The organism is Sagittula sp. MA-2 (genome assembly GCF_030126985.1).
Classification (GTDB): domain Bacteria; phylum Pseudomonadota; class Alphaproteobacteria; order Rhodobacterales; family Rhodobacteraceae; genus Sagittula.
Window position 1 is genome coordinate 136,837 of the sequence record NZ_CP126145.1, and the last position, 14,776, is coordinate 151,612.

16 protein-coding genes are annotated in these 14,776 nt (G+C 66.0%); 7 read left to right on the plus strand and 9 right to left on the minus strand.

The features are described 5' to 3' along the window. Nucleotides 1-254 precede the first annotated feature (254 nt). Entirely contained in the window at nucleotides 255-728 is a 474-nt protein-coding gene (locus QNI11_RS00715; RefSeq protein ID WP_283981962.1) for a BLUF domain-containing protein, read from the plus strand. Here the strand turns inward: QNI11_RS00715 and QNI11_RS00720 are convergent. From QNI11_RS00720 to rplO, 3 genes are all read right to left on the minus strand, one after another. Beyond that, complete coding sequence (locus QNI11_RS00720; protein WP_100928265.1) at nucleotides 703-1,347, minus strand: adenylate kinase; 645 nt, start codon at nucleotides 1,345-1,347, stop codon at nucleotides 703-705. The genes QNI11_RS00715 and QNI11_RS00720 overlap by 26 nt on opposite strands. Then, nucleotides 1,344-2,711: a preprotein translocase subunit SecY gene (gene secY / locus QNI11_RS00725; RefSeq protein ID WP_100928264.1), complete on the minus strand. Its 1,368-nt coding sequence runs from the start codon at nucleotides 2,709-2,711 to the stop codon at nucleotides 1,344-1,346. Before secY ends, QNI11_RS00720 begins: the two co-directional genes overlap by 4 nt. Before the next feature lie 135 nt (nucleotides 2,712-2,846). Further along, nucleotides 2,847-3,308, minus strand: coding sequence for a 50S ribosomal protein L15 (gene rplO, locus QNI11_RS00730; RefSeq protein WP_005854878.1), 462 nt, complete (start codon nucleotides 3,306-3,308; stop codon nucleotides 2,847-2,849). A 599-nt stretch (nucleotides 3,309-3,907) separates the two neighbouring features. Here rplO and QNI11_RS00735 point away from each other — a divergent pair. The 6 genes from QNI11_RS00735 (at nucleotide 3,908) to QNI11_RS00760 (ending at nucleotide 9,259) form a co-directional block, all read left to right on the plus strand. Continuing rightward, on the plus strand, nucleotides 3,908-5,185 hold the full coding sequence (locus QNI11_RS00735) for a DEAD/DEAH box helicase (protein WP_283983470.1): 1,278 nt from the start codon (nucleotides 3,908-3,910) through the stop codon (nucleotides 5,183-5,185). 90 nt (nucleotides 5,186-5,275) lie between these two features. Further along, nucleotides 5,276-5,650, plus strand: a complete 375-nt coding sequence (gene crcB / locus QNI11_RS00740) for a fluoride efflux transporter CrcB (RefSeq protein WP_283981963.1) — start codon at nucleotides 5,276-5,278, stop codon at nucleotides 5,648-5,650. After that, nucleotides 5,647-6,690, plus strand: coding sequence for an RluA family pseudouridine synthase (locus tag QNI11_RS00745; RefSeq protein WP_283981964.1), 1,044 nt, complete (start codon nucleotides 5,647-5,649; stop codon nucleotides 6,688-6,690). Before crcB ends, QNI11_RS00745 begins: the two co-directional genes overlap by 4 nt. Further along, nucleotides 6,687-7,364 carry an HAD-IA family hydrolase gene (locus QNI11_RS00750; protein WP_283981965.1) on the plus strand — a complete coding sequence of 226 codons (678 nt, stop codon included), beginning with the start codon at nucleotides 6,687-6,689 and terminating at the stop codon, nucleotides 7,362-7,364. The genes QNI11_RS00745 and QNI11_RS00750 overlap by 4 nt, the downstream gene beginning before the upstream one ends. Then, the gene (locus tag QNI11_RS00755) at nucleotides 7,361-8,071 is read left to right on the plus strand and encodes an ATP12 family chaperone protein (protein WP_283981966.1); all 711 of its coding nucleotides are present in this window, start codon (nucleotides 7,361-7,363) and stop codon (nucleotides 8,069-8,071) included. The genes QNI11_RS00750 and QNI11_RS00755 overlap by 4 nt, the downstream gene beginning before the upstream one ends. Nucleotides 8,072-8,248: 177 nt before the next feature. After that, nucleotides 8,249-9,259, plus strand: a complete 1,011-nt coding sequence (locus QNI11_RS00760; protein ID WP_100928260.1) for an amino acid ABC transporter substrate-binding protein — start codon at nucleotides 8,249-8,251, stop codon at nucleotides 9,257-9,259. A 29-nt stretch (nucleotides 9,260-9,288) separates the two neighbouring features. Here QNI11_RS00760 and QNI11_RS00765 read toward each other — a convergent pair whose 3' ends face one another. The 6 genes from QNI11_RS00765 to yidC all read right to left on the minus strand — a co-directional run bounded on the left by QNI11_RS00765 (nucleotide 9,289) and on the right by yidC (nucleotide 14,687). Continuing rightward, nucleotides 9,289-9,774 carry a histidine phosphatase family protein gene (locus QNI11_RS00765; protein ID WP_283981967.1) on the minus strand — a complete coding sequence of 162 codons (486 nt, stop codon included), beginning with the start codon at nucleotides 9,772-9,774 and terminating at the stop codon, nucleotides 9,289-9,291. Further along, nucleotides 9,771-10,430, minus strand: coding sequence for a ferredoxin (locus QNI11_RS00770; protein WP_283981968.1), 660 nt, complete (start codon nucleotides 10,428-10,430; stop codon nucleotides 9,771-9,773). Before QNI11_RS00770 ends, QNI11_RS00765 begins: the two co-directional genes overlap by 4 nt. Then, nucleotides 10,427-11,305 (minus strand): acetylglutamate kinase, encoded by an 879-nt coding sequence (gene argB / locus QNI11_RS00775; RefSeq protein WP_370313263.1) that lies wholly within the window; start codon nucleotides 11,303-11,305, stop codon nucleotides 10,427-10,429. Before argB ends, QNI11_RS00770 begins: the two co-directional genes overlap by 4 nt. A gap of 189 nt (nucleotides 11,306-11,494) precedes the next feature. Further along, nucleotides 11,495-12,145, minus strand: coding sequence for a ribosome biogenesis GTP-binding protein YihA/YsxC (gene yihA, locus QNI11_RS00780; RefSeq protein WP_283981969.1), 651 nt, complete (start codon nucleotides 12,143-12,145; stop codon nucleotides 11,495-11,497). Then, the gene (locus QNI11_RS00785; protein WP_283981970.1) at nucleotides 12,145-12,888 is read right to left on the minus strand and encodes an MOSC domain-containing protein; all 744 of its coding nucleotides are present in this window, start codon (nucleotides 12,886-12,888) and stop codon (nucleotides 12,145-12,147) included. The genes yihA and QNI11_RS00785 overlap by 1 nt, the downstream gene beginning before the upstream one ends. Next, complete coding sequence (yidC, locus tag QNI11_RS00790) at nucleotides 12,885-14,687, minus strand: membrane protein insertase YidC (RefSeq protein WP_283981971.1); 1,803 nt, start codon at nucleotides 14,685-14,687, stop codon at nucleotides 12,885-12,887. The genes QNI11_RS00785 and yidC overlap by 4 nt, the downstream gene beginning before the upstream one ends. Between the last annotated feature and the right edge of the window lie 89 nt (nucleotides 14,688-14,776).

A 14,776-nucleotide genomic window follows, 5' to 3' on the forward strand; every position in this document is an offset into this window, starting at 1 on the left:
CGGCGCACGGGCTGTCCGTCATTTCTCAGGTGATCTGCCCGGCACGAAGGCCTTCGATTCGGGCGGCTTCCCATGCGGGATGGGGCTACCTAAGGGGCGGACGCCACAACGTCAACCCCTGTCAAGTCCTCGTTTCGGGCAAATCGGGATATAGCCCTGAACGGGCGTATAAGCCAGTACATAAACCGTTGTCCGTGCACCCGGATCATGACATTGTGGTCCGGTCAACGAAAATGGTGTGCTCGGGGGAGTGGATGATCACACAGGTCGTTTACGTCAGTCGCGCGGTTCATGCGATGGGCCGCGGGACCGACAGGGATATCCTGAGGGTGGCGCGGAAACGCAATGCGGAACTTGGCCTGACGGGGTTCCTCTTCCGGACGCGCACCCACTACATCCAGCTCCTCGAAGGGCCGCCCGAGGCGGTCGGGCAGGTGACGGCGTCCCTGCGCCGCGACCCGCGCCATACCGATTTCGACGTGATCCGCACGATGCAGGCCGACACCCGCAGTTTTGCGCGCTTTGCCATGGGCTACGACGACGTGCTGCAAATGCGTGCGGCGACGTTCATCGAGAGCCTGAAGTCCTCTGCCATCTCGGATTCAAGCCTGCGGGCCCATGTCGAACTGCTGGCCGTGGGACGGCGCAGGAAAAAGGCCGCTCTCGCGGCCTCTCTCGGTCAACTCGTTTCAGGGATGACGTTCAGCCGTCGAGCTTCCCGCCAATAGCCGACTTGATCTCGTCGATCTCGCCCAGGCCGTCCACGCGGCTGTGCACGCCTGCATGGTAGTAATAGCCGATCAGCGGGGACGTCTGCTTGTAGTAGGCCATCAGGCGCGTGCGCAGCGATTCCTCGTTGTCGTCGGCGCGGCGCTTGAACTCCGTCCCGCCGCACTTCGAGCACTTGCCATCCTCGGGGATCGGCTTGGTGATGTCGTTGTAGACCTCGCCGCAGGAGCCGCAGGTGGAGCGCGCGGTGATGCGCTTCACCAGGGCCTCATCCTCGACGCGGAGTTCGATCACCTTGTCCAGCGTCTGGCCCACTTCCTCCAGCAGCTCACCCAGCGCATCGGCCTGCTTCAGGGTGCGCGGGAAGCCGTCGAAGATGAAGCCCGACGCCTTCTCGGTGGTCAGCTTCTCGCGGATCAGGCCGATCACGATGTCGTCGGTAACAAGCTCGCCGCGTGCCATCACGTCGGCGACCTTCTTGCCCATTTCCGTTCCGCTGTCCTTCGCCTCGCGCAGCATGTCACCGGTCGAGAGCTGCACCATGCCGCGTTCTTCCACGAGAAACCGAGCCTGTGTGCCCTTGCCCGCCCCCGGCGGCCCCAAAAGAATGATATTCATCGCCGCGCAGGTCCTCCACGTTTCTTGCGCGCCTTACCCTTACCACGCAACTGGGATTTCTGGATAAGACCTTCGTATTGATGCGCCAGGAGGTGGCTTTGCACCTGCTGGATGGTGTCCATGGTCACGGAAACCACGATCAGTACGGAAGTACCACCGAAATAGAACGGAATGGCAAGCTGCGTGCGCAGGATTTCCGGCATGAGCGCGACACCGGCCAGGTACAGGGAGCCCACCACCAGCACGCGGTTCACCACGTATTCGAGGTACTCCGCCGTCTTCTTGCCCGGACGGATGCCGGGGACAAAGCCGTTCTGGTTCTTGAGGTTGTCCGCCACGTCGTCCGGCTTGAAGGAGACGTTGAACGTGTAGAAGTAGGCGAAGAAGACGATCATCGCCCCGAAGAACAGCAGGTAGAGCGGCTGGCCGGGACCGAAGTAGGCAAGGATCGTCGACATCACCGGGCCAGCCGAATCCGAGCCGGAGAAGGTGGAGATCGTCACCGGCAGCAGAAGCAGCGACGAGGCGAAGATCGCCGGGATGACGCCCGCCGGGTTGACCTTCACCGGCAGGTGGGAGGACTGCGCCTCGGTCATCTTCATGCCGACCTGGCGGCGCGGGTACTGGATCGTGATCTTCCTCAGCGCCCTCTCCATGAAGACGACGAAGGCGATCAGCGCCGCGACGGCCAGGATCACGCCGACGATCACCGCAGGGCTGATGGCGCCCGACCGGCCGGAAGCGAAGAACTGCGCCAGGGCTGCGGGCAGTTCGGCGACGATGCCGACGAAGATGATCAGCGAGATGCCGTTGCCGACGCCGCGCGCGGTGATCTGCTCACCCAGCCACATCAGGAACATGGTGCCGCCGACAAGCGTGATCACGCAGGAGGCACGGAAGTACCAGCCCGGATCGGTCACGAGGTCGCCGCCTTCGAGGCTGACGGCAAGGCCGTAGGCCTGCATGGTGGCCAGCGCGACAGTGGCGTAGCGGGTGTACTGGTTGATCTTCTTGCGGCCCTGCTCGCCCTCTTTCTTGAGCTGCTCGAGCGCCGGCACCATGGCCGTCAGAAGCTGCACCATGATGGAGGCGGAGATGTAGGGCATGATCCCCAGCGCGAAGATACCCATCCGGCCGAGCGCACCGCCGGTGAACATCGACACGATGCCCGCAACGCCGGTCGAGGCCTGCTCCACGAAGTCACGCAGCGCGGCGCCGTCGATCCCGGGAACCGGGATGAAGGTGCCGAGGCGATAGACGATCAGAAGGCCGAGGGTAAAGAAGATGCGGTTGCGCAGGTCGGTTGCCTTACCCAGCGCGGCCCAGCTGGTGTTGGCGGCCATCTGCTCTGCTGCGGATACCATGCGGAGCTCTCTTTTCAGGCAAACGCCGCCAAGACGGGTTTTCCGTCTGGCGGCGCTTTGGGAAAACTGGGGGCTATGTAAGCGGCGCTGACGCCGCTCACAACCCGGTTTTGCGCCGCAGGGCGCGGGCGGAGGTTACTCCGCAGCCGCGACCTTGAGCGCGCCACCGGCCTTTTCGACCGCTTCGACAGCCGACTTGGATGCGCCGGTCACGTCGATGGTCAGGGCGGTGGTCACGTCGCCCTTGGCGAGGACGCGGATGCCGTCCAGCTTGCGGCGCACGAGGCCCGAGGACACCAGCGTGTCTTCGTTGATGTTGGCGGCGTCCAGCTTGCCTGCGTCGACGAACTTCTGGATGAGGCCCAGGTTCACCACGGCAAAGCTCAGGCGGTTCGGCTTGGTGAAGCCACGCTTGGGCAGACGCTGGTAGAGCGGCATCTGGCCGCCTTCGTAGCCGTTGATCGCCACGCCCGAACGGGATTTCTGACCCTTGATACCACGGCCACCCATCTTGCCCTTGCCCGAACCCGGGCCGCGGCCGATGCGTTTCTTGGTCTTGGTTGCGCCGGGATTGTCGCGCAGTTCATTGAGTTTCATGTCGCTTCTCCATTGCCGGATGTGGCCCTCGAAGCGATACGGGCCAACCACGGCTTTTCTTGATTGTGAAGTGTGGCCGCGCAAGTCGAGTCGGGCCACCGGGGGCGTATAGTCGCTGAGGGGCTGCCGTGCAAGGGAGGAGTGCGGCCCGCCCTTTCCCTCGGCAGGAACCGGAGCGTGCGACCGTTCGATGTGTGTCCTCAGGCGGGAGCGATATGGCTTTATTTACCTCGCAAATGTGAAGGCAATGGGCGCCGATCCTGCCGGGTTGCGCCGGACGCCATGACGATAAACGGACCATGATGCTCGGTAGCGATTGACTTTCCGCACCGCAGCGATCATATGCCCCTCAGCCGCACCCGCCGCGTGAGCGGGGCAGACGGGCAATATGGCCCGCACGGCTGTTTCGGCACATCCAACCTGCCGACCACACTCCCTGACATGGCTCCCACATCACGCTTGGGTCCAGACCCGCGACAGGCGCCCGACATACGGTCCGGTGCCCGCGTTCGCGGTCCCCTTGCGGTCCTGCCCTTCCGGCGGGTGCCACGCTATTCGCGCCTGCTGGCGCTTCGAAGGAACACCTTTTGGATTTTGACATGCTGGGGCTGCCGCCCCGCCTCCTGGCGAACCTCGCCGACCTGAACATCACCGATCCGACCCCGATCCAGACCCAGGCCATCCCGCACGCGCTGAACGGCCGCGACGTGATGGGCCTTGCGCAGACGGGCACCGGCAAGACGGCCGCCTTCGGCCTGCCGATCGTCACCACCATCATGCGCGACCAGTCGCGCCCCGGCCCGAAACAGGTGCACGGCCTGATCCTTGCGCCGACCCGCGAACTGGCCAAGCAGATCGTGGACAACCTGCGCGCCTACTCCGCCAATACCCCGGTCAAGATCGGCCTGGTCACCGGCGGCAATTCCATCAACGGACAGATCAACCGTCTTGCCAAGGGCACCGACCTGCTGGTCGCCACCCCGGGCCGCCTGATCGACCTGATGGAGCAGAAGGCCGTCCGGCTGGACGCGACCCGCTTCCTCGTGCTGGACGAGGCCGACCAGATGCTGGACCTCGGCTTCATCCACGCGCTGCGGCAGATCGCCAAGGTCCTACCGAAAGAGCGTCAGACCATGCTTTTCTCGGCCACCATGCCGAAGCAGATGGCCGAGATCGCCGCGGCCTACCTGACCGATCCCATCCGGATCGAAGTCACGCCTCCGGGCCAGCCGGTCGAACGCATCGACCAGTCGGTGCACTTCGTCGAGCAGAAGTCCAAGACATCGCTTCTGGTCAGCCACCTCGACGGTCACCGTACCGAGGCCGCGCTGGTCTTTGCCCGCACCAAGCACGGTGCGGAGAAGCTGAAGCGCCACCTCGAGGACAAGGGCTTTGCCGCCGGTTCGATCCACGGCAACAAGAGCCAGGGTCAGCGGGACCGCGCGCTGAAGGCCTTCCGTGACGGAGAGCTGACGGTGCTGGTCGCGACAGACGTGGCCGCCCGCGGGATCGACATCCCATCGGTGCGCTACGTCTACAACTACGATCTGCCCAACGTCGCCGACAACTACGTCCACCGGATCGGGCGCACCGCGCGCGCGGGCCGGGACGGGACGGCGGTCGCCTACTGCTCGGCCGAGGAGATGGGCGAGTTCAAGGCCATCGTGAAGCTGATGGGCCGCGAGATCGAGGTCGCGGGCGGCGAAGCCTGGGAACCGGTGAAGCCCGTGGGCCGCGGCAACGGTCGTGGCCGGGGCGGTCGTCCCGGTGGCGGCGGTCAAGGCGCGAAGCACGGCGGCGGTCACAAGCCGGCCCATGCCAAGCCCGCCGCAGCCAAGGGCCGTCCGCGCCGCCAGCGCCGCGCCAAGGCAGCCTGAGCCTGAATTGACGAGCGAAGGCCGTCCCGCATCCCGCGGGGCGGCCTTCGCATGCTTGACAACCACCCCCACATTCGTGACGACACCGGCATGACACCACTTCTGCAAGTAGCCCTTGGCGGCGCGCTCGGCGCCTCGGCCCGGTACATGACCGGCCTTGGCATGGCGCGCCTGATGGGCAAGGGATTCCCCTGGGGGACGCTGACGGTGAACATCGTCGGCAGCTTCGCCATGGGCGTCCTTGTCGTGGTGCTGGCGCATCTGGGCGGCAACCGCCTTGCGCCGCTCCTGATGACCGGCGTGCTGGGCGGGTTCACCACCTTCTCGGCCTTCTCGCTGGACGCGGTGACGCTTTACGAACGCGGGCAACTTGGCATCGCGGCGCTTTACGTGGGCGCGTCGGTGGTCGTCTCCATCGCGGCGCTCTTCGCGGGGCTGCTGCTGGCACGGAGCGTGACGACATGAGCCGGGTACAGACCATCACAGTGGGGCCGGGCGACGGCGACCAGCGGCTGGACCGCTGGCTCAAGCGGCTGTTCCCCCACGTCGCCCAGACCCGCATCGAGAAGATGTGCCGCAAGGGTGAACTGCGGATCGACGGCGGGCGCTGCAAGGCATCCTCGCGGATCGAGACGGGCATGCAGGTGCGCATCCCGCCGCTGCCCGAACCGGGGCAAGTGGAAAGCGCGCCGAAACCCTCCTTCAACGAGAAGGACGCGGAGATGATCCGCGACTGCGTCTTGTGGAAGGACGACCACATCATCGCGCTGAACAAGCCCCCGGGGCTGGCGACGCAGGGCGGCTCCGGCCAGACCCGGCACGTCGACGGCCTGTCGGAGGCGCTGACCTTCGGCATGGACGAAAAGCCCCGGCTTGTGCACCGGCTGGACAAGGACACCTCGGGCGTCCTGCTGCTGGCGCGCACCCGTGCCGTGGCCAAGTCGCTGACGGAGGCGATCCGGCACCGCGAGGCGCGCAAGATCTACTGGGCGCTCGTTGCCGGTGTGCCGACCCCCTACCTTGGCGAGATAAAGTACGGCCTGGTGAAGGCGCCCGGCCATGGCAAGGGCGGCGAGGCCGAGAAGATGCGCTGCGTGCATCCGAAGGACATCGCCACGACCGAGGGCGCCAAGCGGGCGCATACGCTATACGCCACGCTTTACCGCGTCGCGGGTCGCGCGTCCTGGGTGGCGATGGAGCCGATCACCGGCCGAACCCACCAGCTTCGCGCGCACATGGCCGAGATCGGGCACCCGATCATCGGCGACGGCAAGTACGGCGGCTCCGGTCAGGAGAACCTCGGCGACGGCTGGGGCGCACAGCTTGGCGGGATCATCTCGAAGAAGCTGCACCTGCACGCGCGGTCGTTGACGCTGCTGCACCCGGTGACGAAGAAGCCCTTCACCGTGACCGCCCCGCTGCCCGAGCACATGAAGCAAAGCTGGGACACGCTGGGCTGGGAAGAGGACTTTGCCGACGACGATCCGTTCGAGGCGCTGCATTGACCGATCTGAAGCTTGTCATCTTCGACGTCGACGGAACGCTGGTGGACAGCCAGGGCGATATCCTCGCCGCGATGACCCGGGCCTTCGACAGTCAGGACCTGCCGCAACCGGCGCGCGAGGATGTGCTGGGCATCGTCGGCCTGTCGCTGCCGGTCGCGATGGAACGGCTTGCGCCGCAACTGGGCGTCGTCCGCAGGACGCATCTGGTGGAGGCCTACAAGCGGTCCTACGCGGCGATCGTGAAGGAGGGTGGGGCGATGGCCTCGCCGCTCTATCCGGGCATCCCGGAGCTTCTCGACCGGCTGGGCGCCATCGACAACGTCTTGCTGGGCGTGGCGACAGGCAAATCCCGCAAGGGGCTGACGGCGCTTCTGAACGCGCACGGCCTGACGGGCCGGTTTGTCACCACGCAGGTTGCCGACGACCATCCCTCGAAACCGCATCCGGCGATGATATATGCGGCGCTCGATGACGTGGGCGTGGATGCGCCTCAGGCGGTGATGATCGGCGACACGAGTTACGACATGGACATGGCGGACGCTGCGGGCATACCCGGTATTGGCGTGACATGGGGCTATCATCCGGCGACGGCGCTGATCAACGCCGCCCGGGTGGTGTCCGACACGGCGGGCCTGCAGGCCGCGATCTTCGACATCCTGGAGGTCTCTGCATGAGCGAATGGGCAATGAAACGCTTCTGGAAGGACGCGACGGTCGAGCCGTCCGGCCCGGGGTTTGCCGTCAAGCTGGACGGGCGCGGGGTGAAGACCCCGGCCAAGACGCCGCTGATCGTCCCGACCGAAGGGCTGGCCGAGGCGGTGGCTGCCGAATGGCGCGCGCAGGACGAGCGCGTGAACCCGCTGACCATGCCCTTCACCCGCATGTCCAACTCGGCCCTCGACAAGGTGGCCACCCAGCGTGCGGATGTGGCGGAGATGCTGGCCTCTTACGGCGACAGCGATCTTCTGTGCTACCGCGCCGACAAGCCCGCCGCACTGGTGAAGCGCCAGATTGACGGCTGGGACCCGCTGCTCGATTGGGCGGCGGAGACATACGGCGCACGGCTGGAACCGCGCGCCGGTGTCATGCACCAGCCGCAGACGCCGGACGCATTGGCGCGCCTGTCGCGGGAGGTGCACGCCCTGGACGCCTTCCAGCTTGCCGCGTTCCACGATCTCGTATCCATGTCGGGCTCGCTGGTGCTGGCCCTCGCGGTGATCCGCGGACATCGAGACGCGGAAGAGGCGTGGCGGCTGTCCCGGATCGACGAGACATGGCAGGAAGAGCAGTGGGGCGTCGACGAGGAAGCGGCAGAAATTGTGGCCCTGAAGCGGAACGAATTTCTGCACGCCGCGCGTTTCTACGTGCTATCAACCGTTTGAAGGCCCGGGCGGGCCTTTGGCGGATCGTGGATGACAGCACGGGATCGCGGCTTGACCTCTTGGCAGGAATCCGCCCAAACTGTCGCCGATCAAGAGGGATGAACCCTCATAATTTCCTGAATCCGAAGGCTGATCCGACGGTTGATGGCGAGGCAAAGACCTGAAGGTGAGGACGGCATGTACAGGATAATCGGCGCAGGGCTCGCCATGCTGCTTGCGGGCGCCGCAACGGCAGGGACGTTGGACGAGGTCAAGACGCGCGGAACCCTGAACTGTGGCGTGAACACCGGGCTCGTCGGTTTCGCCTCCAAGGATTCCAATGGCGAATGGCGCGGGTTCGACGTCGGCATGTGCCGGGCCGTGGCCGCGGCCGTCCTTGGCGACCCGATGGCCGTCAACTTCGTTGAGACCACCGCCGCGACCCGCTTTACCGCGCTGAATGCAGGGGAAATCGACCTGCTGGTGCGCAACACGACGTGGAGCTTCGCGACGGACGTCGACCTGAAGGTCGATTTCGCCGGGATCAACTATTACGACGGTCAGGCCTTCATGGTGCCCAAGACGCTGGGGCTGAGCTCGGCGAGGGAACTGGACGGGCGGTCGATCTGTGTGCAGGCCGGCACCACGAGCGCGCTGAACGTCGACGAGTATTTCGACCGCTACCAGATGAGCTACGAGGCGGTGCCGGTCGAAGGCACGGCAGAAGCGCAGTCGCTTTACCTTGAGGGCGCGTGCGAGGTCTATTCGTCCGATGCTTCCCAGCTGGCCGCGATCCGCGCCACCTTCGCCAACCCGGGCGACCACGTCCTTCTGGAAGACATCATCTCGAAGGAACCGCTGGGACCGGCGATCCGGCATGGCGACAACGACTGGGCCGATATCGTGCGCTGGACGCTGAACGCCCTGATCGCCGCCGAGGAGCTGGGCGTCAACTCGGCTAACGTCGACGAACTGAAGGCACAGGGCACCAGCACGCCGGAGATCAACCGGCTGCTCGGGCTCGAAGGGCGCATGGGCGAGATGCTGGGGCTCGACGCCGATTGGGCGGTCCGGGCGATCAAGGCGGGCGGCAACTATGGCGAGCTCTTCTCGCGCAATATCGGGGTGGACACGCCCATTGGTCTGTCGCGCGGACTGAACCTGCAGTGGACCGAGGGCGGCCTGCTTTACAGCCCGCCGTTTCGCTGAGGCCGGGGCAGGGCTGACCGGCTTGCGGATCAGTCGCTGAAATCGCGCCCGACGGCGAAATCCACAGTTTCGCCCTGCGCATCCAGCGCTTTCCAGGCCGTGATCGGAAAATCCACCACCAGCGTCGCGCAGGTCGGATAGTCGTCAAAGCGCGGATGGTCCGGCGGCGTGGCAACGATGCTATGCGCGAAAAGCCCGATGCCCGGGTTGTGCCCCAGCATCAGCACGGTGTCGCCCTTTGCCTTGCGCAGCGCCTTGCGCATCTTGTCCGGCGTGGCGAGGTACAGCCCCTTCTGATAACTGGTCGGCGCGGTGATGCGCAGCAGGTCCAGCGTCTCGCGCGTGCGCTGCGCGCTGGAGCAGAGGATCTGGTCGGGCAGGTAGCCCTTCTCTCGCAGCCAGTCGCCCATGGCTTCGGCGGACCTTTGGCCCCGGGCGTTCAGTGGACGGGCGGAGTCGGGCTGGCCGAGGGACCAGTCGGACTTGGCGTGGCGCATCAGGATCAGGCGTTTCACGGTAGGTAAGGCCTCATGAATGCGGACATGTGGAAGGTGGACTGTTCAGGGCGCCGCCGGAAGTCTTTCGCTACCGGGCAGGCGCGCCGGACGAGGCAGCCCTGCCGGCACGCGGCCCCCTCAGGGCTTGCCACGTGGGCCTGACAGCGCGAGACATCGTAGGCCTGCCGCTCTGCCAGCGCGGACACCGGGCAGGCGGTCGTGCAGGGGGCGGCGCAGGTGTCACAGGGGCGCGTGGGCGGCGCGGGAAGGTCGAGCCGGTCGGGCAGGGCCAGCGCGCCGCGAAAGCTGAGGAACAGCCCCGCTTCGTCATGCACCAGAAGGCCCACGGGGGACGGCCAGCATCGCCCGCTGTCCACGGCCCATCGCAGGAACGGCGGGTATGGCGGACCGTCGGACGGGAAGATGGCAGGCGCGCCGAGGTCCGAGGCCAGCGCGCCGATCACCCGTTTCGACCAGCGGTCCAACGGGTCCTCGCCGCCGTCGCCATACTCGGGCGAAGCGGTGAACACCTGCCAGAGACGCGGCTCGTCCGGGCCCAGCAGCACGATGGTCCCAGTGCCTTCGGGCGCGCCGTCGTCCGGGCCGGGATGGAGCGCACCGCGCACGGCCAGTGCCTGCGCGCGGGCCGCGTCATCCACCCGGTCGAGGGTCATCTGCGCGGGGTGAGCGGCGGCAGGTCCGGTTGCCGGATCATCGAGCCCGAGCCATGTTCGGTGAAAAGCTCCAGCAGGCAGGCGTTGGGCACGCGGCCATCGACGATGACCACGGCGCGCACGCCTTCCTCCAGCGCCTTCAGCGCAGTCTCGGTCTTCGGGATCATGCCGCCCGCGATCACCCCTTCGGCGGTCAGCTTGCGGATGTCGTCGGGGACAAGCTCTGTCACCACCTCGCCCGAGCTGTCCTTCACCCCGGCCACGTCCGTCAGAAGAAGCAGGCGATCCGCCTTCAGCGCACCCGCGATTGCCCCGGCCGCAGTGTCGCCGTTGACGTTGAAGGTTTCGAGCGGGTCCATGCCGGTCGCCACGGGCGCCACCACGGGGATGATCCCGGCGGTGAAGAGGTCGCGCAGCACCTGCACGTTCATCTCGATCGGGCGCCCGACAAAGCCCAGTTCCGGATCGTCGGCCTCGCAGACCATCAGGTCGTCGTCCTTGCCCGACAGGCCCACGGCGCGGCCGCCCTCGTCCATGATCGCCTGAACGATCCGCTTGTTCACGAGGCCGGTCAGCACCATCTCGACCACTTCGACGGTGGCCTGGTCGGTGACGCGCTTGCCGCGCACGAACTCCGACTTGATGTCGAGCCTCTTGAGCATGTCGTTGATCATCGGCCCGCCACCGTGCACGACGATGGGGTTCACGCCCACCTGGCGCATCAGCACGATGTCACGGGCAAATTCCGCCATCGCGTCGGCGTCGCCCATCGCATTGCCGCCGAACTTCACGACGACGATGGCGCCGGAATAGCGTTGCATGTAGGGCAGGGCCTCGGAGAGGGTCCGGGCGGTCGCTTTCCAGTCTTTGTTCATGTTGCGCGGTCTCATCTGGTCGTTCCCTTGGCATCTGCTGCGACAATGCCGCGGGCGGGACAGGAATGCCAGTGGGTGTTGTGGCAAAGACGGGAGTGCGCGGGGGGCTTCCGGCATCCGGTGGATCAGGCGCCCGGCTGCCCGCGGGCGCAGGGGCGCGATTCGATGCGGGGCAGTGGCCGCCGCGGGTCAGGTCAGCGTGGCGATGATGCTGCGCAGCGTGGCGATGCCATCGCCCTTCTCGCTGCTGGTCACGACGATCTCGGGATATGCAGCGGGGTGCTTGGCCAGCTGGCCGCGGACCTGATCGAGGATCTTGTCGTGTGCCGCGCCCTTCACCTTGTCCGCCTTGGTCATCACGACCTGGAAGGTCACGGCAGAGCGGTCGAGCAGGGTCATGATCTCGTTGTCGACGGACTTTACCCCGTGGCGATGGTCGATCAGCACGAAAGCCCGGCGCAGGGAGACACGCCCGGCAAGATACGCCTTCAGCAGGGCCTGCCACTTCTCGACGACCTGCACCGGCGCATTGGCAAAGCCGTAACCCGGAAGGTCGACGAGGTAGCGTTCGCTGCCAAGCGTGAAATAGTTGATTTCCTGCGTGCGGCCCGGCGTATTCGAGGCGCGGGCCAGTCCCTTGCGGCCGGTCAGCGCGTTGATCAGGCTGGACTTCCCGACGTTGGAGCGACCGGCAAAGCAGACCTCTGCCCGGTCGTCGGGCGGCAGGCCGTCCATGGCCACGACGCCCTTGAGGAAGTCGACCTCTCCGACGAACAACTTGCGCGCGGCCTCGCGCGCAGCGTCATCGGGTTCTTCGGCCAGCGGAAAGCGCAGTTCCATCACAGGCACCTCACGTCGTCGCCGATGGCGATCCGGCCGGGGCGGACGACTTCTGCCCGGACGGTGAAATCCCGGTGGCCCCAGCTGTCGAGCGCGCCGAGCACGTCATGGTCGCGGGTGCCGGTGTCAGGATTGTTGTGGGTGGCAAGGCAGCGGTCGGTCCGTTCGCGGACGTGCAGCACGGCCTCTCCGATCTGGACCTCGCGATACATCCAGTCGAACTCCTCCCACGGAGCGCCGCCGTCGAACCACAGGTTGCCGCGCCAGCGATGCACGGAGAGCGGTTGCCCCACGCGCTGTTCAACCGCGCGGTGGGACGAGAGGTTGCCGATGGTGATCGACGGAAACTCGCTGTCGGTGAAGCCGCGCGTCTCTCCGCGCACGACGCGGGCCGACTGTGCCCGGTTCTCCGGCACGAAGCCGCGGGTCCAGTCGATCAGCCGCTCGCCCTCGGAATCGGGATCGAAGGTCAGGTCCGGGCGATCAGGATGAGAGAGCGTCACGACGCCCCGCTCTTCGTCCAGCCGCGCGGTGATCGCCGCCAGAAGCGGCGCCTTGGTTCCGATCGAGAAGTTGTTGCAGCGCACCCAGCGGCTGCCATCGGCGTCGCTGTGCTCATGCGCCACGGCCCAGTGACGGTCCCAAGGCAGCGTCTGACCGGGCGCAAGCTGCGCCTCGGTCAGGGCCTCTCGGCCATGGCTCTTGATCGGGAACCGCCAGATCTGGGTCAGCCGCGCGGTCATTTCTTCGCGGCCGCCTCGCCCTTCTTGCCGCGCTTGAAGCTGCCCCTGATGTTGCCCAGCACGTCGGGGTGATAGCCGTGGCTGCGCATGATCAGGTACTGCTGCGTGAAGGTGATCGTGTTGTTGGTGATCCAGTAGACCACGAGACCGGAGGCGAAGCCGCCGAGCATGAACATGAACACCCACGGCATCCAGGCAAAGATCATCTGCTGCGTCGGATCGGCCGGCGCCGGGTTCAGTTTCTGCTGAAGCCACATGGAGATGCCGAGCAGGATCGGCAGGATGCCGATGAAGACCAGCGCGAGGATCGAACCCGCCTCGGGCGCGGCCCAGGGCAGCAGGCCGAACAGGTTGTACAGCGAGGTGGGATCAGGTGCGCTGAGGTCCTGGAACGGCCCGAAGAAGGGCGCGTGCCGCAGTTCCAGCGTGACGAAGATCACCTTGTAGAGCGAGAAGAAGATCGGGATCTGCAGAAGGATCGGCAGACAGCCCGCGGCGGGGTTCACCTTTTCCTTCTTGTAGAGCGCCATCATCTCTTTCTGGAGCTTCTCGCGGTCGTCGCCTGCGCGCTCCTTCAGCTTCTCCATCTCGGGCTGCAGTTCCTTCATCTTCGCCATGGAAGCGTAGGACTTGTAGGCCAGCGGGAAGAGCAGGATCTTCAGCAGGACGGTCAGGCCGATGATGGCGATGCCCATGTTGCCGATCACGCCGTGCAGCCAGTGCAGGACAGCGAACATCGGCTTGGTCAGGAAGAAGAACCAGCCCCAGTCGATGCTGTCGAGGAAGCGGTCGACGCCGTTCTTCTGGTACTCGCGGATGGTTTCCCATTCCTTGGCGCCGGCAAAAAGCTGGCTGGTGACCTGCTGGGTCTGGCCGGGAGCCACGGTCATCGTCGGCATGCGCGCCGTGGTCTGGTAGATGTCGTTGCTCTGGTTGTGGAAGGTGCTGATCTTGGTCCCGGGCTGGGTCGGGATCAGGATGCTCATCCAGTAGTGGTCGGTGAAACCGGTCCACCCGGCGGTCTCCATGGTGGTGTCCTGGTGCTGACCGGCGCTCTGGAAATCGTCGTAGTCGGTTTCCGCCAGTTCGCCGTCGATCATGGAAATCCCGCCTTCGTGAAGAATGAAGAAGTTCTTCACGTTCGAGGGTTCGCCATGGCGGGCCAGAACGCCGTAGGGGGCCAGCGAAACGGAGGCGTCGCTGGCGTTCTCGACGGTCTGGGTGACGGTGAACATGTAGTCCTCGTCGACCGCGATGGTGCGGCGGAAGATCAGGCCCGACGGGCTGTCCCAGCGCAGTGTCACGGGCGTCTCGGTGGTCAGCGTCTCGCCGGTCTCGACACTCCAGACGGTGTTGGCGCCGGGCACCTCCTCCATCGAGAGGCCGCCGCCGGGGGCCCAGCCGTACAGCGTGTAGTAGGCATCGTTGGAGCCCACACGTTGGAACACCTGGACGATCTCGTCGCTGTCGAGCGAGACGGTGTAGTCCTTGAGGCGCAGGTCGTCGAGGCGGCCGCCGGTCAGGGCGATGGAGCCTTCGAGGCGCGCGGTTTCCAGCGGCAGGCGGGGCGCGTCCGCGGCGGCGCCGACGGGCTGTCCGGTCGGGGCCGCGGCTTCGGTGCCGGGGGCCGCGTCCGGGACGGCTGCGACGCCGGGCGCCGGGTCGGCAGTCTGCGTCACCTCAGTTGGGGCATTGGGATCCTCGACCGGCTCCTGCGGTGGGAAGAGAATGAACCATACGAGGATGACAACGAAGCTGAGCGCCGTTGCCAGGAATAGGTTCTTGTTCTGTTCATCCATCGGGGGGGCCTGCCTTTCCACTTGAAAGTCACCGCCGGGTTCAATCGTCCCCGGCCTGAAAGGTCAAGCGGATTCCGGTCATATATGCG